The sequence below is a fragment of the Candidatus Defluviibacterium haderslevense genome (assembly GCA_016712225.1).
Classification (GTDB): Bacteria; Bacteroidota; Bacteroidia; order Chitinophagales; family Saprospiraceae; genus Vicinibacter; species Vicinibacter haderslevensis.
Window position 1 is genome coordinate 2,974,264 of sequence record JADJRL010000003.1, and the last position, 22,708, is coordinate 2,996,971.

The 22,708-nt window shown below is 33.0% G+C and carries 13 protein-coding genes; 7 read left to right on the forward strand and 6 right to left on the reverse strand.

The genetic code is table 11. From position 1 onward, the window contains the following. Positions 1–45: 45 nt before the first annotated feature. Together IPK88_11580 and IPK88_11585 are read right to left on the reverse strand one after the other, a co-directional pair. Positions 46–2,109 (reverse strand): hypothetical protein, encoded by a 2,064-nt coding sequence (locus tag IPK88_11580; GenBank protein MBK8244056.1) that lies wholly within the window; start codon positions 2,107–2,109, stop codon positions 46–48. After that, the gene (locus tag IPK88_11585) at positions 2,106–3,620 is read right to left on the reverse strand and encodes a hypothetical protein (protein ID MBK8244057.1); all 1,515 of its coding nucleotides are present in this window, start codon (positions 3,618–3,620) and stop codon (positions 2,106–2,108) included. The genes IPK88_11580 and IPK88_11585 overlap by 4 nt, the downstream gene beginning before the upstream one ends. Before the next feature lie 215 nt (positions 3,621–3,835). Here IPK88_11585 and IPK88_11590 point away from each other — a divergent pair, with 215 nt between their 5' ends. Both IPK88_11590 and IPK88_11595 read left to right on the forward strand, forming a co-directional pair. Continuing rightward, positions 3,836–4,843, forward strand: coding sequence for a glutamine synthetase beta-grasp domain-containing protein (locus IPK88_11590; GenBank protein MBK8244058.1), 1,008 nt, complete (start codon positions 3,836–3,838; stop codon positions 4,841–4,843). Positions 4,844–6,041: 1,198 nt separating this feature from the next. Beyond that, a complete protein-coding gene (locus IPK88_11595) occupies positions 6,042–8,645 on the forward strand; it encodes a fibronectin type III domain-containing protein (protein MBK8244059.1) in 2,604 nt (867 codons plus the stop codon). A gap of 227 nt (positions 8,646–8,872) precedes the next feature. Here the strand turns inward: IPK88_11595 and IPK88_11600 are convergent, their stop codons facing one another. Next, positions 8,873–10,357, reverse strand: coding sequence for a polysaccharide biosynthesis C-terminal domain-containing protein (locus IPK88_11600; protein ID MBK8244060.1), 1,485 nt, complete (start codon positions 10,355–10,357; stop codon positions 8,873–8,875). 417 nt (positions 10,358–10,774) lie between these two features. Here IPK88_11600 and IPK88_11605 point away from each other — a divergent pair, with 417 nt between their 5' ends. The 4 genes from IPK88_11605 to rffA all read left to right on the forward strand — a co-directional run bounded on the left by IPK88_11605 (position 10,775) and on the right by rffA (position 15,378). Beyond that, positions 10,775–12,886, forward strand: a complete 2,112-nt coding sequence (locus IPK88_11605; protein MBK8244061.1) for a hypothetical protein — start codon at positions 10,775–10,777, stop codon at positions 12,884–12,886. Positions 12,887–12,897: 11 nt separating this feature from the next. After that, on the forward strand, positions 12,898–13,407 hold the full coding sequence (locus tag IPK88_11610; protein MBK8244062.1) for a hypothetical protein: 510 nt from the start codon (positions 12,898–12,900) through the stop codon (positions 13,405–13,407). Between the two features lie 158 nt (positions 13,408–13,565). Continuing rightward, positions 13,566–14,030 (forward strand): hypothetical protein, encoded by a 465-nt coding sequence (locus IPK88_11615; protein ID MBK8244063.1) that lies wholly within the window; start codon positions 13,566–13,568, stop codon positions 14,028–14,030. Between the two features lie 208 nt (positions 14,031–14,238). Then, a complete protein-coding gene (gene rffA, locus IPK88_11620; GenBank protein ID MBK8244064.1) occupies positions 14,239–15,378 on the forward strand; it encodes a dTDP-4-amino-4,6-dideoxygalactose transaminase in 1,140 nt (379 codons plus the stop codon). A 62-nt stretch (positions 15,379–15,440) separates the two neighbouring features. On the opposite strand, the gene IPK88_11625 is transcribed toward rffA, so the two are convergent. Further along, positions 15,441–15,956 (reverse strand): hypothetical protein, encoded by a 516-nt coding sequence (locus tag IPK88_11625; protein MBK8244065.1) that lies wholly within the window; start codon positions 15,954–15,956, stop codon positions 15,441–15,443. Positions 15,957–15,963: 7 nt separating this feature from the next. Then, entirely contained in the window at positions 15,964–16,584 is a 621-nt protein-coding gene (locus tag IPK88_11630; GenBank protein MBK8244066.1) for a PorT family protein, read from the reverse strand. A 504-nt stretch (positions 16,585–17,088) separates the two neighbouring features. Between IPK88_11630 and IPK88_11635 the strand changes: the two genes are divergently transcribed. Further along, positions 17,089–21,006 (forward strand): HYR domain-containing protein, encoded by a 3,918-nt coding sequence (locus IPK88_11635; GenBank protein MBK8244067.1) that lies wholly within the window; start codon positions 17,089–17,091, stop codon positions 21,004–21,006. Positions 21,007–21,135: 129 nt separating this feature from the next. On the opposite strand, the gene IPK88_11640 is transcribed toward IPK88_11635, so the two are convergent. Next, on the reverse strand, positions 21,136–22,704 hold the full coding sequence (locus tag IPK88_11640; GenBank protein MBK8244068.1) for a hypothetical protein: 1,569 nt from the start codon (positions 22,702–22,704) through the stop codon (positions 21,136–21,138). Positions 22,705–22,708: the final 4 nt, after the last annotated feature.

A 22,708-nucleotide genomic window follows, 5' to 3' on the forward strand; every position in this document is an offset into this window, starting at 1 on the left:
TAGAGAATCATTTTTAAAAAAATTATATAAGAATATGAAAGTAAATTAGAAGTATTTGCTCAATTGAAGTTTAATTTCTGTGCGATATGATCCTTCAATCATATCACCTGATGAACCATTTGATGATTGATCTGGAAAATAACTTATAGCATATCTCAATTCAAATGACCAATCTGATCTTGTTTTATATCTCAAATTGATGTATGATCTTGTGCCACGACCAAAATAAGCAGGTATATAATACTGATAGAGCAAATCATTTTCGTAAGCATATATTCTACTATTATAGCTATCCGTATCGAAAATAGAAAATCTCAAAGTGGATGAAATCGGATAGGACAATGATTTATAAATGAGATCTTGATAAATCAAATATCCCATTTCAATGTGTTCATTCGTTCCATATCCATGCCATTCTATTCTTGATCTCCATGTCCAATTGGAATTTAGTTTTTGTTCCCAGTGAATTTTAGCTGAATGGTTTGTCAATTGATGGAGCCTGCTCTCATTCAAATCGTTTTGATTTTCTTCGTGTATATTATTTTTATATTGTAAATAGATAGACCATTTCTTTCTCTTGGTATAGGTCATTTTGACGGACCATTCATTGCCCTTAGAAGGAAGATCGCTTGAATATCTCAACCATGGGTGGGTCCAGGAATCGTAATATAAATTATACTTCCAGGCTTTATTTGGCAAAAAATTAAATCCAAAGAGTATGCCTTGCTCGTTTTGACTTTTTCCTGTGGAAGAAATCGTCTGACTGTTCTTAGTATAAAATTGTGAACTATAATTTCTATAAATTATAATAGACTCAGCATATTTACCAAGACCTTTCAAAATGCCTTGGAGTAGTGCTAGATGGCCTTTTTCATCTGAGGCTAACTCTCCGAATAAAAGCAATTTATTCACTTGAAATTGATGAAAAACTGAACTATGAAATTGATTTTTCTTACTTGGTTCATACACCTGATATGGTGCACTATTTTTAGCTTCTTGCAAATCTACATGTGAATATACCACACCTAGGCCAACATATCCCTTGTTAAAGTTTTTGATAAGTGAACCACCTGAGTGCATTAATCCCAAGGCATTTCGATCTTGAAGTTCCGATTTTGTCCGATGCAATCCAGCATATTGAATGCTTGTGAATGAGCTTGGAGTATTTTCATTATTACCATTATCACTCAAGACAAGATTTGCATCAACCTTGGTTTTTGAAAAAAACAACAAAGCTTTGAGTTGACCATTGATTTTAATCTTTGAAGCAATGCCACGAAACATATTATTCTCTTGTACTGAATTATAGGGTTTGAGTATATCAGGTGATTTAACATAAAGACCCAATTCTTGATTTCCGGCACTTTGAAAAACATTGTCAAGTATTAAGCCTTGTCCAATACGTAATTTATAATCGCCAATTGCCAAAGCAGTAAGTTGAGGAGATAATCTCTCAATAAACAAATGAGCTGTTAAATAATCTATTTTGGTCTTAGAAGCGTTATCCCATAATTTTTCTCCAGCATCTTTTTCTGCGACCAGCCCATAAGAAAAGGAACCGGGTTTATAATTTTGAAACCTAAGAAATAATTTATCAGGTGAACCTAAATAGGCATTGTTCAAAGAATCCGATAATAAATAACCACGTTGTTTTTGTAAAACCCGACTCCATCTTATAATGATTTGCTTTCGCCCATCACTCAATAGACGATCTCCGATACGTCTCAATGAAAACTCTGTGTCACGTATTTGAAGGTAGGGTAGAACCTTACGAAGTTTATCCAAATCAAAATTCGGAATGCTTTGTAATTCCAAAATTGAAATGAGTGGTCTGTGTGTCAAAACATAATTCCAGATCAATTGAATTTCTATGGAGCTTAAATTGGGTAATAGACTAAGCTCGTCCAATGTACATTGATTTATAGATATGGGATGTTTGGTGAGGTATACAGAATGATCTTCAATCGGAAGTTCTTCAGAAATCCTTAAAGCATTAGATTCATCAATAATATCCGTTTCATCAATTGGGAGATTCGGATCAATTTGAGCTACTGCAATGTTAAATAGAAAAAGAAGCTGGATTAGGAACAAATACCTCAATAAGATCATACATTTAATTTGTTGACTTTTTTCTGAGCCCAAAATACGAAATCAAAATAAATAAAGACTCTTTTCTCAAATCGATCCACTCTAAGTTTGGTTAGCTTATTATGCATAATTGAAGCATTTTCTAAATTGTCCTTTGAAGGATCTTTAATTGTCAGCCGTATATAATTCAAAATTAGGTTGATGATTTGATTATTGTCATTCAATAATTGGGCCTGTCGTTGGATGGATAACATCAAGGATCCTACTAAAGCATCATGCCCTAATTCGAAGTGTATGAGCAATTGCATAAGTCTGGCATAAAGGTATAGGTCGTCTCTGAGGTAATTGTTTTTGTCACGCACAATTTTTGTTATATAATCCAATGCCAAGGATAACTTATCTTGGATAAAGTAGATCCACGCAATTTTATAATAATAGATAATGTGTCTGTGTGGATCTACATAATCATCGAATTTTTCAATCTCCTTTTTGATTTCCGGAATTAAAAGCAGACATTTTTGAAAGTCATGATGAAGTAAACTATAGTTCATCTTGGCATTCAAGCCATAGGAATAGTAAAGTAGTTTACTCGTTGTATTAAAACCATTATGTTTCCGCTTGTAAAAAGCATCTAATTTTTTATAGAATTCATTAAATTGGATTTTATCCTCCTTATAGTATAAGGAAGTTAAAGTATAATGAAGCATACGCATGTACAAGTCAGGATCTTTTTCAATCATTACCGGTTCAGAATCAAATAACCGAATGCATCGAATTCCATAATCTGCACAGAGATCAAATTCCAAAAGTATATAATGATACCATAAATAACTAAGATTTAGATTAATTTGACTGGAAAAATTGAGTTCTGAAATGGAGTAATTAGGTAAGTTGGATTGAAAATAATCTTTTATGAGGATGACATCTTTATCATTTTTTACAAATCCGAAATTGATGTAGAATCCCTGAATTTTTAACATTAAGTTAGACAACAAGGACATTTGTGATGCCGTCTGATTAACCTTTGTGGATTCCTGAATCAAATTTTCCATTTTGTTTTTAACCTTGCGGCTTCGGGTAATATGTCGGGCCTCTATCAGTTTTTCGAATTCCAGAATTTCAAGGTATAATATGTGCTGATTGGTAACCGTCGTTAGTGGCTTTATTCGTTCAAGCAATCTTAATGATTGTATAAATAAACCACGGTCATATAAAATCTGTGCGTAATCCAGTTGTTCTCGAATTTCTATCTCAGGGTGTTTTTGAGAATGAATCATCCGAAGACTTTTTAATATTTGACTATATAAGTGTCTTTTGAGATTGGTTAATTGTAACTTATTTAGTCTTTTGATTTTATTAAAAATGAGGGTCTCATCATAGACTTTCATCTTATCAAGAATGACAAATAGCTGAATGAATTTTAGTTCTTCATGACTGGATAATCGGTTGGCAAAAAGTTTAAAATTTCTTTTTTCAGATTTATTCAGACTTTTAATCAAACCAAAAAGTGCGTCCGTTTGAGTAATGGGCATAACACAAATATTGAATATAAATTATTGGTTGTCAGTATTTTATATAATTAAATAATATTGTGACCACCACAAGGTAACCATTTTTTTAATTTATTTAGGCGCTGAATTGCACTTACTTTTGACCCATCAATTAAAATAAAATGGATTTCAAATTTCGAAATTGAATTTTAAAGGGCAATAAATCATCAAATCATTTTTTATAAAACCAAATTGTAATGAGAAATAAATTAAAAATGGAGTACATCTGGCTCGATGGATATAAGCCGGAAGCAAATCTAAGAAGCAAGACTAAATTAATTAAAGTAGAAGATTTTGACGGAACAGTTGAATGTCTGCCGAATTGGTCTTTTGATGGAAGTTCAACGCGCCAAGCTGAAGGATGGGCTTCAGATTGTATTTTAAAACCAGTAAGAATTTATGTGGATCCACATCGTGAAGATGCTTATCTCGTGATATGCGAAGTAAACAATCCTGATGGAACACCTCATTCAACAAATTCAAGAGCAAAAATTAAATCGGATTCTGATGAAATTTGGTTTGGATACGAACAAGAATATGTATTGATGAAAGATGGCAAGCCATTGGGTTTTCCAAAAGAAGGTTATCCTGGTCCACAAGGTCCGTATTATTGTGCAGTAGGTCATGGAAATGTGGATGGCAGACAAATCATAGAAGATCATTTAGATGCATGTATCGATGCGGGTATTGATATCGAAGGTATAAATGCTGAAGTATTATTGGGTCAATGGGAATTCCAAATTTTTGGAAAAAGCGCGAAACGGGCTGCTGATGATTTAATTGCAGCAAGATACCTTTTATTCCGCATCACTGAAGAATATGAAGTAACGGTTGATTTACATCCTAAGCCGGTTCGTGGTGATTGGAATGGATCCGGAATGCATGTTAATTTTTCAAATGAGCGCATGCGTAAAAAAGGTGGTAAAGCATACTTTGATGGAATTTTCAAAGCCTTTGAAAAATCACACAAAGAGCATATAGCGGTATATGGTTCCGATAATCATTTGAGATTAACAGGTAAGCATGAGACTCAGAGTATGGATAAATTTAGTTGGGGTGTAATGGATAGAGGAGCATCTATTCGTATTCCTTTGAATACATCAAAAACATGGAAAGGTTATCTTGAAGATCGCCGACCAGCATCTAATGCAGATCCTTATTTAATTGGTGCGAAAATCATCAATACTTTGAATAAAGTAAAATAAAGTAAATCATTATAAAAAAATTTGGAAAAGCGCTTCTTGATTTATCAAGGGCGCTTTTTTTTTCTAAATGACTTGCATTTTTTTCCAAATTACCTAATGTTTATTTTATTCATTATGGACTAATCGTAGATTCAGTATGTAATTACTGGATATTTACTAAAAGCTAAGAGTATCAAGCCTGAATTTTTCAAAGTCAGAAAGGTATTCAATTAAAATGAATGAATGTAGTAAGTTAAGAGAATCAGTTCTATTGGTAATTATTCCATTTTGGTTCACTTGGATAAATTTGAAGTTTATTTAATAGTCTATTAGGCGATTTATGCAATATTTGTATGCCAATAAATTAACTACCATTCACCAGCAAGCATCCACGACTATTCCACGGCTTATCCACGACTATTCCTCGACTGAAGTTAAAATGTTGTCTAGTCCTAAAATAGCTATACAATATCAATTAACTCAAACCTGAGGCTTGCTCTGTTGTCGTTATCATTCATACCTCCCAAATCATAAATTTGATTATGAGGAATTCAACTTTAAATTAATTGACCATTATGGTTAAGAAAAATAATTTTTCAATGTATAACAAATTGAGTTTTCAAACCATTTTACAAGAAACTTGAGGATTAAAAGAGGATTAATATTATAATCCCAGATCATGCATTAGATTTTCTATTACGAATTAATACATCTTCAAATTCGTCTGGTGTCGTACAATACGATACGAGATCCTATTTTATTCAGCATCAAAGTAGTGACTATTATTGTGGGAAGAATATTCCTTGATCACCGGTTTTTTCCAACCTGCTGAGTATGCGGGCAGGTTGATGAATTTGTTTTCATAACGAAACCTAATTCATGATCTTAGAAAATAATTTACTTTTTTTTAAATATAAATAGCTCTCATGTTAAGTGTTTTATGTTTATTGATTCATATCTTATTAAGATAATACAATATAAGTTAAATCAATATGTGAAATGAAATTACAATTTAAGCTATTAAAGATTTAATTTTGGTGCCATGTTAATGCAAGTTAAAACCATCCATGTTTACCCTTATTTTAAAAAATTCGGGGTTTTCACCTATTGTAAGTTACTTATTCTGTATTATCTTTGCATAGCATTTACCCCTAGACATATTCTTTTCGGTACATTCAAGTACTTACTATTTCATTCACGTATATTAAATTATTAGATTATGTATCAAGTTAAAAAACATATGATGGCATGGATTTGCCTGCTGATGACCTCAGGTTTATTTGCCCAAGGTGTTGCGCAAATTGATTACTTTACCTACCTAACCCAACCACTGAACAAGCTAGGTCAGCAAGTAGTCGATGCACGAATGGATGCTGCCCAATTTAAGGAGGTTGCTCCATTAAGCCTAAGTAATAAAGTATATTCTTCAAATACATTTAAAAATCTGTCAAAGGCTAATTATTTAAAATTAGATCTTAAGCAATTGCCACAAATGGTTGCTGACAAATCTGAATATCTGTCTCTTCTATTACCAATAAACGATCGTGAAAAAGTTGTTTTGGATTTAATCCGTGTAGATCTTTATGCAGAAGGTTTCCATGTATTTATTTCTGAATTTCCAAATGAAGCTTTTGAATATGATCCTGGCGTGTTTTATAGAGGTGTTGTTCGAGGAAAAGAAGGTTCTTCAACAGCTGCTATAAGTGTGTTTAATGATCAGATCATAGGTATGTTTTCGACTGATGAAGGCAACACCGTATTGTATCCAATGAAAGATACAAAAGAAGAGATCTTGATTTACAACGATAAAGATATTACAGTTAACATGCCATTTAATTGTTCTACTGATGAATTATCTAATGTTTTGATAGACCCAGCACCTAAATCTGAAATGGCTGCTGGTGATTGTATTCGGGTTTACATAGAATGTGACTATGCATTATTTCAAAACAAAGGAAATGTAACTGCTACTACAAACTGGATTACATCGGTTTACAATAACGTCGCTACTTTATATACAGCTGAAAGTATTAATACTACCGTTTCTGAAGTTTATGTTTGGACCACACCTGATGCATATAGCAAAACCAGTTCCATAGATGCTTTGAATAAATTTAGAACAGATCGTGGTACATTTAATGGTGATTTGGCTCATCTAGCAGCTCTGGGTGGACAAAATATTGGTGGTGTAGCGTGGGTTGATGCATTATGTTCATCTTACAAATATGCATACAGTAACATTAGTGCTTCTTATAGTACTGTTCCAACTTATTCATGGACTATTGAAGTGATGACACATGAGATGGGACATAATATTGGATCTAATCATACTCAATGGTGTGGTTGGACTGGTGGTGCGTTAGATAATTGTTATACTACAGAAGGTGGATGTGCGCCTGGCCCACCACCGACAGGTGGCGGAACAATTATGAGTTATTGCCATCTTACCAGTTATGGTATTAATTTTAACAATGGTTTTGGAACACAACCTGGAGATAAAATTAGAGCTGAAGTTATTGCAGCAACATGTTTAGGTACTTCATGTGGTGGAGGTGGAGGTTGTGGTGTTCCAACAGGATTAGCTATTAGTGGAATTACACAAACTACAGCTACTGCAAATTGGAATTCAGTTTCTGGTGCCACTTCTTATAAGTTTTCATACAAAACAAATGCAGGTACTACATGGACAACGGTGACAACTACTAATCCAACATACAATTTAACAGGATTGTCTGCTGGCACATTATATAATACACGTGTAAAAACGATATGTGGTGCAGACTCAAGTGCTAATTCTGCTACCGTAAATTTTACAACGTCTTCTGGCGGAACATGTGGTGTTCCTACGAATTTTGCTGTGTCTAATATCACAAGTAATTCTGCAACAAGTTCATGGTCTGCAGTAAGTGGAGCAACTTCTTATAATTTTCAATATAAATTGGCGAGTTCTTCTACATGGAGCCAAGCTAATGTAACAGTTACAACTGTTAATTTAACAGGCTTATCACCTAATACGAGTTATACAATAAGAGTTCAGGCAGTTTGTCCAAGTGGAACAAGTGCTTTTACTAGTATTATAACATTTACAACTTTGAATACTTCATACTGTGTTTCTAAAGGGAATAATTCAACTTATGAATGGATTAAGAGAGTAAAATTAGGGACTATAGATCGTACTTCAGGAAGTGATGGTGGTTATTATAATGGAACTGCATTAAGCACAAACATTGCAAAGAGTAGTACACAAACTATGAATTATCAAGCTGGAACAACGGGTGCTTCAGGAACCTTGTATTGGAGAGTGTGGATCGATTATAATAGAAACAATGTATTTACAGATGCAGGTGAGCAAGTGATATCCAGATCTTCTGCCAGTACTGGATTGTTAACTTCAACATTTGTTGTACCTGCAGGTGCTTCAACAGGATCAACAAGAATGCGAGTTTCGTTAAAGTATAGTGGTTATTCTTCACCATGTGAAACATTCGCATACGGAGAAGTAGAAGATTATTCTGTAAATATCGTAGCTGCTGGAACACTTGAAGGTCCAAGAAATCAAATTCTAAATATGGAGCAAGTGGTTGTTTCTCCAAATCCTTTTGACCAGAATTTATTGATCAGTTTATCTTCAAAACAAGATCAACAAGTAGATGTTTCAATCATTGATGTATTCGGTAAAAAAGTAGGCCATTCCAATTATAATGCTTTAGCAGGAATAAATGCTTATGTTATTGAAACACAACACATCAATTCAGGAAGCTATTTTGTTAGAATTGAATCTGGTGATCAAGTGATTATAAAGAAACTCGTAAAAATTAATTAAACAGGTTATTCATAATAAAATTGTAATAAAATTGGGGTCTGTCCGGTTGTAAAATCGGGCAGATTTTTTTTGTAATCACCCTTACCTCTATTTAATATTGAATAATATTTCTTACTTTTCTTTCACCATCCAACCCAATCACCATTCAAACCGATTACTTGATCACCATTCAAACCGATTACCATTCAAACCGATTACCCCGATTACCATCCAAACCCGATTACCATTCAAACCCGATTACTCCATTGTTTCCATTTTGACAAAAGCAGTTGCTCTAATTCTGCAGAAATCCTATAATAAAAAACGGCACTAAAAAATAAGATACTTCCCAATATGCTTTTAAATGCAATATTGAAATATGGATATTCGAGATTTGGTAGACAATAGTTAAATATCAGCAACACCAATCCAATAAATAAAAGTCGTACAATTTTGAAATCAAAAGGGTGGATATTCATAGTAATGTAGATCAGAAAGGTTTTTGCAATATTATATACTATGACTGAAATACATGTTCCTAGTGCTGCACCAGTGATTCCATAGATGGGAATTAAAAACCAATTGAACATTACATTTAATATTGCTAAACATATCAGTAAATATAATTCCACCTTGTAGTATTTAGAAAAGGAGAGAATATGGCTATTTATACCGGTTCCGGCATCTACAATTCGGGCGATGAGTAATAAACCTAGACTCACTTTAATGGTATCTATTGTTGTAGTGTTGGGCATAATCATAGCCAAGGAATCAAAACTTATGTAAAGTATCAAAGCCAGCCACAAAGTTGGAATTAACATATTGACTGTAGATTTTTTATAATAAGATAGCAAACCTGCTTGATCTTTTTCTTTGGAAACGGTGGCAACCGGAGCATTCAAAATTTCAGTAATAGCAAGTGCTGGTATGTAACAAACATTAGACATGAAAACAGCTAATATAAAACTTCCATTTGCTGCGGTTCCCAAAATTGAACTGATCATTAAAGTATCTATTCTTAAAGCGATAATTGCACTTGCACCACCCAGAATAGAATACAAAGCAAACACAACCATTTGATGTCGCATAGGATGTGTAAAGATCTTAATATTAGGACGCATGAATAATAGACGTTCATGATATAAATACATGATCACGACACCAATAATGCAGCCGTAGTATCCCAAAATGGCATAAATAAATTGTGATGTGTTGATATAATGTCTTAACGCAAGTACAAATAGAACAGGAAGTAGAATCTTCATACTATTAGAAAGTAGCGTCGGGATTACGATTCTTTTATAATTTGTACAATAGGTACTAAACAATTCAAAAATCACATACAGGATAGTTAGTGGTAACAAATAGATAAAATATTCTGAAATGTCCGAAGTGTCCTCCGGAAAAAAGGATTTCAACCAAGTTAGCGTTCCAATAAAAATAATACTAAAACATAAAATGCCTATACCATATCCACTCAAAATAAAAAAAAAGAATCCGCCATGCCCATTGGATCGATTTTCAAAATAAGGAAAATATCGCAAGAGTACTGATCCGAATCCTAATGTAATAAAGGGTGTCAACAATGATGCAGTATTCGTCAGAAAGCCATACAGACCATATAGATTCAGGTCCGATGGATAAATATACAAAGTACTAAAAACACCAATGAAGGCACCAAAATAATTAATGATGCTATAAACTATACTTTGATTTTGGATAACTTGTTTCATTGGAGTTACAAAGAAATGCAAAATATGTGGGAATGGGCGTTGTGATTTTTTAGATTCATGTATGTCTAAAAAATTTCATCATTAAAATAATAGTCAGAAGAAAAAAATCATGAAACTATAAAAATAAAATAAAAAAATTATGAAATTTATAAATTATATTTATATCTTGCTTTATGATCTTGTTTGAACAAACAAGGTGACATTTAATGAGTAACCATTTTACCTTATTTCAATAACACATTATAAATTTATCTATTATGTAACTATTTTATTCATAACTAAATATATTTAATATGAGCATCTATTTAAACCCCGGTAAAGTAAATTTATTTACTAAAACAATTAGAGACATTCGTATGTTCTCTCTCTCTCTCTCTCTCTCTAGTATTTCTTAGTCCAATTTTTTTAAATCTTCAATTGTTCAGTCAGAATTTTGAACCATGTGGTACTGTTCAAGCATCAGATTCTATGATGGCTACTCTGCCGTGGTATGATCATAATGAGATCTTAGATTCCTTCATAGTGGAAGGACAAAAACGTTTAAAACTAAACATACCTCTTAACTCCAGAACTGGAAACACCTGTTCTGAAATTGATGGCCCTCTATTCCTTCCAATTCAGTTTTATTGGGTTGTAGATCATGGTGAATTAGGCCCTTCGGCAATTTTAATTCGAGAATTAATTGATAGAATAAATGATTTTTACCAACAAAACGGAATGCCTTTTCAATTTTTTAGTGGGTGTTCCATTGAGTATGAATCACCTGATAATTTAATTATTAATAATAACACTGAAGCCTATGTTATGTATTTAGCTAATCATCACACTGAGGCCATCAATGTTTATGTAGTTGATGATATAACTGGAGACGCTGCTGGTACTTATTACCCTGACCATTTAGGAAATGATGTTGGAGATTTTATTATTGTTGAAAAGAGCATTTTCGAATCACAAGATAGAGCGAGTACACTCTTTCATGAATTAGGTCATTTTTTTGGATTAGAACATACGAATAGAAATATTCACCATGGACTTGGATGTTATAGAGAGCCTGTTAGTAGGAGTAAAAGATTTTCATTAAATTGTAATTTTAATCATTTGTTATTTGGAAAGATGTGTGCTACTGTTGGTGATGCTTTATTTGACACCCCTGCTGATCCAAATGACATTCTGCAATATAATTGTCCATATAATGGAACTGAAACAGATGTAGATGGTGCAAACTTTCATCCAGATGAAACTAATATTATGTCTTATTTTATTACAGCAGGTTGCCACAGGACAACCTTGAGTCCTGGTCAAAAAGGTATTATATGGTATAATTTAATAAATAAACATAGTGAATTGTTGGATTTAGATGCAGAAAATCTGAATCCTGACAGGTATGAACCTGATAATTTAGCCTTGACAGCTCATGAAATTAGATTAAACGAATCTCAATGTCATTCTATGCAAGATTATTGCAGGGATGGTTTTGATTGGTTATTTGTAACTCCTCGGCAATTTATTGGTTCCTATTATTTCGAGATAGAAGATGCATTAAATAGTAATAACCCTGTTGATGCTGTTAAGGTTTTTAATAGAAATATTGATGGTAGCGCTGGATCTGAAATCCAAACTACACGGACTTCAAATAATGGGATCAGAAGATTTGAAATTCAATGCGACGAAATTACTTCTCAATTTGATGGAATATTAATCCAAGTGATTCGAAATAATTTAGATGAAGGTAAATATATAGCCAGCTTAAGAAAAAGCCTTGATTTTAGCATTAGTAATGCGGGTAAAGATTGTTTAAGCGTTGGAGATGTATTATCCATTGATAACCTTCCTTCAGGTGCAACTGTCTATTGGTCTGGATTATTTGGTGGTATAATATTCAATGATCCTACTTTGCTTACACCAACAGTTACCAATATTTTTGGTCAACCACCATTGACAGTTAAAGCAATTATTAGTTATGGTGGATGTACAGAAACGATAGAGAAAATATTTCATGGAACTTCCGGGGATCCTGCACCTTATTTTACTATAGTAGAAAAGCAAGCTCCTTGTAAAGTTCATGGTATTATTTACACTTCAGGCTATTATGAGACAAATCCTAAATTGGAAGTAGATTGGTCGATCGATCATGGTACTGCAATCCCAGATTATGGATTTTTTACTTCAGTAAAACCTGATCGGACAGGGCCAATAAACCTGACTGCTATATATACTGACCCATGTTACCAATCTCGTAGTGTAACCTTGTCCATCGAAGTAAAAAACTGTGATAAGCTGGGTCCCGAAATTATAGTGAGTCCAAATCCAAATAATGGTTTTTTCTACATTTCATTATCAGAAGAAATTACTAATCTTTCAGGTCATATTATTACCATCTTAGATCAATATGGAAATATTAAATTGCAAATTAATCCAACCACAATTGTATCTCAAGTTGATGCTTCATTGCTGCAGGACGGTGTTTATTATGTAAATTGGAATAGTAGCGAATTCAATTATTCCAGATTAATTGTTATTAACCATTAATCTATTTTATCATGAAATATATTAAAATTATAATATTAACTGGAATTACAATTATGCTTCATAGTTGTTGTGTGGATTGTGTATTACTCTGTGGTGGAGATTCTAGAATATATGAAAAAAATTTCTTTTGTTACGTGTACGATGCAAAAACGAAAGAAACTGTAGTTGGTTTTTGCGTCAACTGTCCCTACAGTAATGAAGCTTCAGTATTAAGTAATGAAAAAGGTGATACTATAAGAACTGAAAATACAATCAAAAAAGATGGCTCTATGTGGATTCCATTAGTTGTAAAGGACAGGGATAGTATAGGATATGATATCGAACAGTCCTACTATCTGCATTTAGTAGATTATCAAGGAATTGAAAGAGATGTTGATACGATACGATTTACATTTCAATTGGTTAAAGATGATTGTAGAGTAATGGATTTCAAGGATTTTAGATGTTATTTTAATGATAGCTTATATATTGCTGAGTTCCCTTGGCATAAAGCAGGAGGAAGGGTAATTTTTTATAAATAATTTGCGTATGACAAAGAGTCCTACTTCATATTTATGGAGTAGGATTCTTTCTATTTTTAGATAGGATTGCTTGCCTTAGATTTTATTGTTGGGAATAAGATATCTTTTTTTGTATTTTGTCCCTGGGTCTGGCATTATTTAAAATTGATTTATTTACCATGATATTTATAAGATATTTTCTATTGTTGGGTATAGTACTCATCCTTCATAGTTGCTGCTTTGAATGTGGGGAAATTTGCGGTGGAGAAACTATCATATTTAAAAGAAATTTCTTCTGTTATGTGTATGATTTGAAAACAAAAGAAACCGTAGTTGGTCTTTGTGTAAATTGTCAATATAGTAATAATGCTTTTGTATTGGTCAACGAAAGGGGAGATACCATAAGAACTGAAAATACAATTGGTACTGGTGGTGAGATGTTTTTCCCATTAGTTGTGAAGGACAGAGATAGCATAGGATATGATATAAAGAAGGCTTATTATCTTCATTTAGTAAATAATCAAGGTGTCGAAAGAGATGTGGATACAATACGATTCGAATTCCAATTGGTTAAGGAAGATTGTAGAGTCATGGATTACAAGAATTTTAAATGTTATTTTAATGATAGTTTATATATAACTTAGTTCCCTTGGCATAAAGCAGGAGGAAGGGTGATATTTTATAAATAAATTACATTCGACAAATAGTCCTACTTCATAATTATGGAGTAGGACTATTATCATGATCTTATTAAAAATTATTTTGGTTTGTTGTAATTCTAAAAAAATTAAAGCAAAAGATTCAAAGCTTATACTATAAATCACCGTTCTTTGTGTATCCAATAAATGATTCATGTCGTTATACGATATACCACTTTGCAAGCCTTATCAAACCACTCATGAAATCAAGTTTCTTAAGGAAGTTTTAGATTCAGGAAAGCTATCATCGAGCGGAAAATTTAGTCAGTTGTGTGAGTCCTTTTTTGAAAATTATTTTTTTGGATCTAGGTGTCTGATGACGCATACCTGTACGGATGCATTGGAAATGGTTGCATTATTATTAGATATTCAGAATGGGGATGAGATCATATTGCCTTCCTATACTTTTGTATCCACTGCAAACCCATTCGTCATGCAAGGTGCTACCTTGCGTTTTGCAGATTCAAGAGCTGACCATCCGAATGTCGATGTAGCATCTATCATTAGTTTAGTGAATGAAAAGACGAAAGCTATTGTTGTGGTGCACTATGCTGGGATGGCAGTAGATATGGAGGAATTAATTGCAATATGTAAGGCCAAAGAGATAATATTAATAGAAGATGCAGCTCAAGCATTTGGATCATCATACATTGGTCAAAAATTAGGTAGTATAGGGGATTTGGCCTGTTTTTCATTTCACGATACCAAGCAGATCAGTTGCGGGGAAGGCGGATTATTGGTCATTAATAATCCGATCTTTAGGAAACGGGCAGAACTATTATTAGAGAAAGGGACGAATCGTCTGGCGTTTAAAAAAGGTATGGCGATTTCTTATGATTGGCAAGATGTGGGATCATCCTTTGGTGCATCACAATTGCAAGCAGCTGTTTTATATTCCCAATTACAAGAAATGGATATTATTTTAGAAAGAAGGAAAAGCATCTATGAATTATATGAAAATCAACTTGCAGAATTACAACTAAAAGGCTACATACGAATACCTAAAATTTTTGATTTTTGTTCATTTAAGTCGGCATCCTTTTTTATTGAACTTCCGGAACGTGAGCATAGAAATTTATTGATGCAATATTTGAATCAGCTGGGAATTCAAGCCGGGTTTCATTATTTGTGCCTGCACAACAGTCCTTTTTATCGAAGAATAGAATTTATCGATTTGCCAAACGCGATGTATTGGCAGGAACACATATTGAGATTGCCCTTATATCCTGATTTGAATGAATCAGACTTGAGAATTATAACCGATTCCATTAAGACTTATTTCATAAATGAATAAGCAGGCGAAACTATTTTGGAATTTGTTCCAAAGCCTTCAATACACAAAAAATGAAGTCTTTTTTATTTTTGAGGAGACACCGTGTTAGCTTTTATGGTGCTATCATTGATGCCGTTGGGATGAGGTTTTAAGAAATTTTTAAAGAAGTCCACACCTTCATTGGAAATCTTATTAATATTCGAAATTTTATTTCCTTTATTCCAGACTATTGCATTACAGCCATCATTGTAATAGATATCAGCTTCTTGTGTAATCTCACCGTTGATTTGGAATACCAAATGACCTTCTGGCTTGCATGCCGTTAGAATTCCCTTTTCTTCTGAAATAAAGGAGATCACATATTGTATGGCCTGTGCATCACTAAAACTCATACTGGCATTTACTTCTTTTTTAAGAGAGATAATATCTATTGATGTGATCGATTTATTCATATCACTAAGAATAGCTGCACTTAATGGCTCGAATTCCAGAGCTCTGTTGGTTGCTGTTGATGAATTGGAACCGTCACTTTTTGAATTAGGTTTGCAACAAAGTACTAAAGCACTTAGTACTAATAATAAGGTGAAATATCTGGACATGTTGGTATTAATTAAAACGATAATTAAGGCCCAAAGATATAAAATAACTGATCATTTTAATCGATTGACCATTTTTAATATATCGATATAATGGAGTTAATGAACTGGTATATCGTGCTGAAACTGCCCAATTACGGGTATAATAGTAGTTTATTCCACCGATCCAACTCAAATCATTTTTTTTGAAATATTGATCATCGCCGGAATAACTGGAACTATTAATTAATCTTCCAAATGAAAATCCCCCCTGAAATTGCATTCTATAATAAGGTGTTTCTCCTTCGTCATTTAACCAATCTTTTACACAAAAAATAACAGGAATTTCTAGATAGTGTAGTGAAAATTGGGTAAATGGTGGATCGTGTCTACCATATCGTGATCCTCTTAGACTATAAAGCATTTCTATTTGCAATTCTGTTATTTTTTTTAATTTGAATCCTCCCATAAATCCTGCATTATAGGCGAATTTATTAAACCCAAATACCCCATCGCCATCTATTTGTGCAAAATTCATTCCTGCCTTTATTCCACCAAAGAATCTTTGTTGTTGACCGTGCGTATTATTAGTTATCATCAATCCTAAGGTCATTATATAGATAGTATGAAGTAAACTTATTTTTAATTGCATGTTTGATGTTTTTAATATTTAAAAAGTGGCCAAAATTAACGCTCCATTTTGTATCTCACCCAAAATGATTTTTACTTTCAAATAAACGACAAGGTTTCAGAATTGTTGGGTTAAGCTCTTGAATAATGTTGGATCCTATGATATTTTACTCTTTATAATAATTTTATAGTTAATTATTTAATGTATATAAAATATTGATAATGTATATATTATATATATAATTAAAAAATATTAAAATTTTTATTATATATAATTAGGAAATATTAATACCCTCATTATATATTTGTGCCGTGATATACTTATTCTGGTAGATCACCCACCACCTGATCGCTCATATTCCTGAGCCATATTTCATAAGATAATAGACTTGCCAAAAAAACAATTCGTTGGAGGATTTGAAGCTCTTTCTGCGGACTGAAAACAACTGTACTGTAATATTTTATTGGTCTGTCTAGTGCATTCTTTTAATGCATTTACTGATCTAACCTTTTAACCTTGATGCTTATGAAACCGGCAACTACGTATTGTTCTGGAATAAGAAAACTATGCCCTACGGGGTCCTTTTTGACACCATTTATACTGGCCTTCTTCCTTATAGGCAGTAATATCATTAATGTTTTAAATGCACAATGTGCTCTAGCATGTAGGGGTAAGGGAAACATTTCTCTTGGTTACAATTGTGAAGCTAAAGTCGAACCCAGTGTGTTACTTACAGACGGTTTGGATTGTCCAGATGCACGTTATCGGGTTGATGTTATGGACTATAATATGAAATTAATTCCTACCAGTCCAATCATAACAGAAGATTATGTCCGGATGACGGTTACCGTTATGATCTATGACTCTACAAGTAGAAATTCGTGTTGGGGAAAATTATATGTCGAAGATAAATTCGCTCCTGTAATTCGATGTAAAAATGATACCTTGTATTGTAATGATACATTAATACATACACCACCATATTTTATAGATTACTGTGATCCTTATCCAACCATTCAGTTGGTAGATGAGGGCATTATACCTTACCCGTGTGATCCTAATTTCTTAAAATTGGTCCTACGATCATGGGTTGCCACAGATAATTATGGTAACCGATCACCGGTTTGTAGAGATACGATTTGGGTTAAGAGAATTCCAATAGATTCTGTAAAGTATCCAAAAGATTTTGTTCATTTTACAAATTGTCATTTGGAATGTAATGGTGTTTGGCCACTAGATGCCAATGGACATCCACATCCTGATACAACTCATGTTCCAACCATTGATGGACTCCCCTTATGGCCAACAAATAATCAGTATTGCAACTTAGGAACAACTTATGAAGATGTTGTTGTCATCGATAATCCGTGCAAGAAAAAAATTATCCGCATGTGGCGTGTTGTAGAATGGTGGTGCGGGTCTGCTGTGGTACGTTCCCATCCTCAAATTATTGAAATCATTGATAGTCGTCCACCGCATCTTCACTGTCCCTATAATATTACGGTAAGTACGTCGAGTGGTTATAATGATTGTTCAGCTCGATTTTTATTACCACCTGCAATAGTATCAGATGATTGTCAAGATAGCATAAGAGTTGTCGTTCGCTATGATGGAAATACTTTGTTGACAACAAATGGAGGATATGCTAAACTACCCGAAGGAGTGCATGAATTGACGTATTATGCTTATGACTATTGTGATAATTTTGATACATGCACAATGACAGTGACTGTTGAAGATAAAACAGCACCTATTGTAGTATGTGACCAAGGTATTATTGTTACATTAACTCGTGATGATGAGGTACATGTATATGCAGAAGTATTTAATGAAAGCAGTTATGATGAATGTCACATAGATAGTTTTCTGGTTAGGAGAATGGATGGTGGTGCACCTTGTGGATTTAAGGATAATTTCTTTCAACCGTTCGTAAGATTTTGTTGCGAAGATGCAGGCAAGAAAGTTATGGTTCAACTCAGAGTAAAGGATAAGGCAGGGAATTATAATGAATGCATGGTCGAAGTTGAAATTCAAGATAAAACGCCACCAATTATTCACTGTCCACACGATTACAGTATTCCTTGTAGTAAACACATTGATACTGTAGATTTACAGCGATTCGGCAAGCCTGACTATTATGACAATTGTATTGTTCATATGCACGAATATGTTGACACAAATTTGAATCAATGTGGTATTGGACATTTGGGAAGAAATTTTGTCATCGAAGATAATATGGGCCGCAGAGATACTTGCCGCCAGAGAATATTTGTTTATCCGATAGATTCCTTAGATGAATACGATATCATTTGGCCTAGAGACACCGTAATCTACAGTTGTGGAGCTAATTTAGAACCAAAAAATCTTCCTAAAGGTTATAATTATCCTGATTTTTTATCGGTTGATTGTTCATTGCCAGGTTCTAGTTTTGAAGATCATGTATTTAATTATATACAAGATTCATCACTTTGTTTTAAGCTATTAAGAAAATGGAAAGTCATTGATTGGTGCCAACAACATTATAATGAGAATGGAGACCTGGTATTTAATTCATGGCATCATGAACAAATCATCAAAGTATCTAATAAGAATCCACCAAAAATTAAAGATGATTGTGATACCGTGAATGTTTGCATTTCTAATAATAATTGTATCAGAGAACGTGTGCGATTAACTCATGAAGCATCGGATGATTGCACACCGGATGCATTATTGAGATCATCATTTAAACTGGATTTATTCAATAATAGTCTTATCGATAGCACCTATACGGTATTGGGTAATTCTGTGACTTTTGATGGAGAACTACCATTAGGAGAACATCGATTTATTTGGGTATTTGAAGATCAATGTGGCAACCGGGAAGTGTGTTATCAAATCGTTCGCATAGTCAATTGTAAAGTTCCAACAGCGTATTGTTTAACAGGTATAGCTATTAATTTAAATGGTGTTGATCTCAATGGTGATGGTAAATTAGAAGGTGTCATACAAGTATGGGCTTCAGATTTGGATCGTGGTAGTTACCAATTCTGTGGTAACCCAATTACTTTATCATTCTCAAGAGATTCATCAGATAAATACAGAGTTTACAATTGTGATAGTTTAGGACAGCGGAATGTTGAAATTTGGGTGACAGATCGTGTTACAGGACTACAAGATTATTGTAGAACTTCGATCATAGTTCAAGACAATAATAAAATATGTCCGCAGACTTTGACAAGAGGAAATATTGCTGGAACTATTATGACACCATTCAATGATCCAATACAAGAGGTATCGCTTACTGTAGAAGGAGTAAGCACAGTGATTGATGCAGAATTCAATGGAAATTATACATTTCTTGATTTATACATCGGATCTAATTATTTAGTTAAAATTAAAAAAGATAAACAATACCTCCAGGGTGTATCCACTTATGATATTTTACAAATACAGAATCATATTTTAGGCAGGAAGGATTTACAATCACCTTGGAGAAAATTAGCTGCTGATGTTAACAATGATCACAACATTACAGCTTCAGACATTTCTACTTTGAGGAAATTAATATTAGGAGTGGATTATAAATTCAAGAATTCTTTATCATGGCGTTTTGTATCTGCAACATATCAATTTCCTGATCCATACAATCCATGGTCGCAACCCATTCCTGATGTTTATTCGATCCAACAATTACCAGGAAATATGATGTATTTGGACTTCGTTGGAATCAAAGTAGGTGATGTTAGTCAGACAGTGTGGGATAGTGCGAAAACTGCAGTAGTAAGAACTAAAGAGACCGTTGAATTCTATAGTTCGACAACTCAGGATGACCACATGGTTGCCATTAAGTCTATGAATGATTTAGACATTCAAGGGATGCAATTTACTTTGCATTTGGATACCAAGATTCATGAATTGGCTGATATCAAGCCAGGTATTTTATCCATTCGTCCGAGTAATTTAGGATATACTTATCTCAATGATGGGATCATATTGGTATCATGGACAGCAGATCAACCAATTCATGTTAATAAAGATCAAGTATTGTTTTACATAGAATTGCAACAACCTACTGCTCAAAAGGCGTTGGAATCCATTTATATTAGTTCAGAAGTGTTGAATGCAGAAATGTATAATGCAGAACAAGAAGAAGTCAACGTTCGATGGTCAGAACATAGCAATCCATTACAAAAAGAAGATGTTGTGATCGGTACACCTATACCAAATCCGTTCTTTGACATGACGATGATTCCTATAGAAGTTAAAAAAGCGATGACTTATACGTATCGAATATTTGATCTCAATGGATCATTAATTTATACGAATACAGAACTGGCTAATCCAGGCAAACAATATATCAAAATTAAACGCCAGTATTTAAATCAAGCTGGTGTCTACACACTGCGGGTAGAAGCCTCAGGATTCAACAAGAGTTATAAACTTGTAATGATGAATCAATAAATTAGGCTTCAAGGTTAATATTATATTTACAGTGACCCTCTCTGCTCTGCAGGGAGGGTTTTTTGTATTGATGAGAGGAGGAAAATTGAATTTTTTAACTAAGAATTTAAGTGTTGTTTAATTATATTATTAGTCTATGAATTTATATCGTTGTAGAGCTGGAATAATGTAGTCAAAGCACCATCGATTGGAATCCTCTAATGTTCTGAAAGGTCTTCTTGCAGGTATTGCATAACCAATATTTTCAATAAATTTAGCTTCATATATCGACATTAAAGGCTTTATGTATCTGTATGCTAAATCATGATTACCTGCAAGTTCATATGCATCCGCTCTACCTATCATAGCTAGTATTAAACTTTCTGTAGCATGAATGCGAACAGCATTAACAAATTGAAAGTTTAAAAATTCATTATTAAGAATTGGCCAATCTATGTATTTATATTCTGCAAGATTCCAAAGTCGTTGCATTTGCAAAATAGATTCCCTAGACATACATTCTAGTGTGTCTTGCATTAAATATTCTGTATATAAATCAATCAGTTGATTTAATAGTAACATTTGAGAAGAACTAGGAATATATCCTCTATAAATATTTCGGTCTCCAATTATTTGCAACATTTTTCTCATATGTATAGCTGTTGCACTAGCATTCAAATCACCTTCATTTTTAATCGTATCATACAATGCTACAAAATTAATTTGAGCAAGTCGATTAAATATTTCTTCAGTACTAAAAGTATCAAATCTCATTCCATCATCTCCTGTCCACATAGGATAATCCCCATTATCATCCCATAATGTAGTATCACCAATTGCATTAAAATATTGTGGGACTTTCGTTTTTAATGATATCCAGTTTAATGAATCTCTAACATTCATATACTCTTCTTCTAATATGCGATTTGCTTCCTCCTTTTCTCTTTCAAATTGCTCTCTTTGAGGTCTATTGGCTTCATACTCTTCATCCATCAGAATGATGTTTGGATTTAGACCAATACCAAAATAATATTCATAATTAAGTTTATTTACTCTATTTGTTGTATCAATATATAGTACAAATATATCTTTTGCTAAATCAGGAAATGGAAAAGGCTTACCATATTTTTTGCTATAAACTACTGTTTGTAAAAATAAATTGGTATCATTTTTAATATATGAAAAATGGTTATTATAAAATTCTTGAAATTGAATTGAATCCAGTGTCAAAAGACTACCATATGCAAAAATTTTATTATCATATGATTGGGTTACTCTAAATAAATTCATTAAAAAATGGGTATCTCTTATTGCTTCATGGTAATATAATAATTCCAAATTCCCATTTTGGGATAGCGTGTCAGGAATTTGATTATATGGAATATTTGATAATAACTGTAGTTTATGGTAGTTTTGTGCTGTATAGTCAAAACGGCTCTCGAATGGAAAAAACCTATAATCATAAAGACTTAATTCACCAATAGAATTTATAAATTCTATATATTTATTTAGTCTTTCCTCCAAATTTGAGTCTTTGATAAAGCAATTTAATGATATAATTGAATCTAATTTTCCTAATTGTGCATCTTCTTGATCACCTGAAATTATACTATCATGATAAACAAGTTTCAGAATGGAGTCCGTATATTGAACTAAATTTTGTTGGCCAAAACTTAAATATGTAAGCAACCAAAAAAAAATGATAAGGTGGAATTTCACTAAG

Bases quoted from the DNA above. Each gene is read 5' to 3' on its own strand.
- IPK88_11580 (MBK8244056.1), bottom strand. From the start codon at position 2,109: ATGATCTTATTGAGGTATTTGTTCCTAATCCAGCTTCTTTTTCTATTT.
- IPK88_11585 (MBK8244057.1), bottom strand. From the start codon at position 3,620: ATGCCCATTACTCAAACGGACGCACTTTTTGGTTTGATTAAAAGTCTG.
- IPK88_11590 (MBK8244058.1), top strand. From the start codon at position 3,836: ATGAGAAATAAATTAAAAATGGAGTACATCTGGCTCGATGGATATAAG.
- IPK88_11595 (MBK8244059.1), top strand. From the start codon at position 6,042: ATGTATCAAGTTAAAAAACATATGATGGCATGGATTTGCCTGCTGATG.
- IPK88_11600 (MBK8244060.1), bottom strand. From the start codon at position 10,357: ATGAAACAAGTTATCCAAAATCAAAGTATAGTTTATAGCATCATTAAT.
- IPK88_11610 (MBK8244062.1), top strand. From the start codon at position 12,898: ATGAAATATATTAAAATTATAATATTAACTGGAATTACAATTATGCTT.
- IPK88_11615 (MBK8244063.1), top strand. From the start codon at position 13,566: ATGATATTTATAAGATATTTTCTATTGTTGGGTATAGTACTCATCCTT.
- rffA (MBK8244064.1), top strand. From the start codon at position 14,239: ATGTCGTTATACGATATACCACTTTGCAAGCCTTATCAAACCACTCAT.
- IPK88_11625 (MBK8244065.1), bottom strand. From the start codon at position 15,956: ATGTCCAGATATTTCACCTTATTATTAGTACTAAGTGCTTTAGTACTT.
- IPK88_11630 (MBK8244066.1), bottom strand. From the start codon at position 16,584: ATGCAATTAAAAATAAGTTTACTTCATACTATCTATATAATGACCTTA.
- IPK88_11635 (MBK8244067.1), top strand. From the start codon at position 17,089: ATGAAACCGGCAACTACGTATTGTTCTGGAATAAGAAAACTATGCCCT.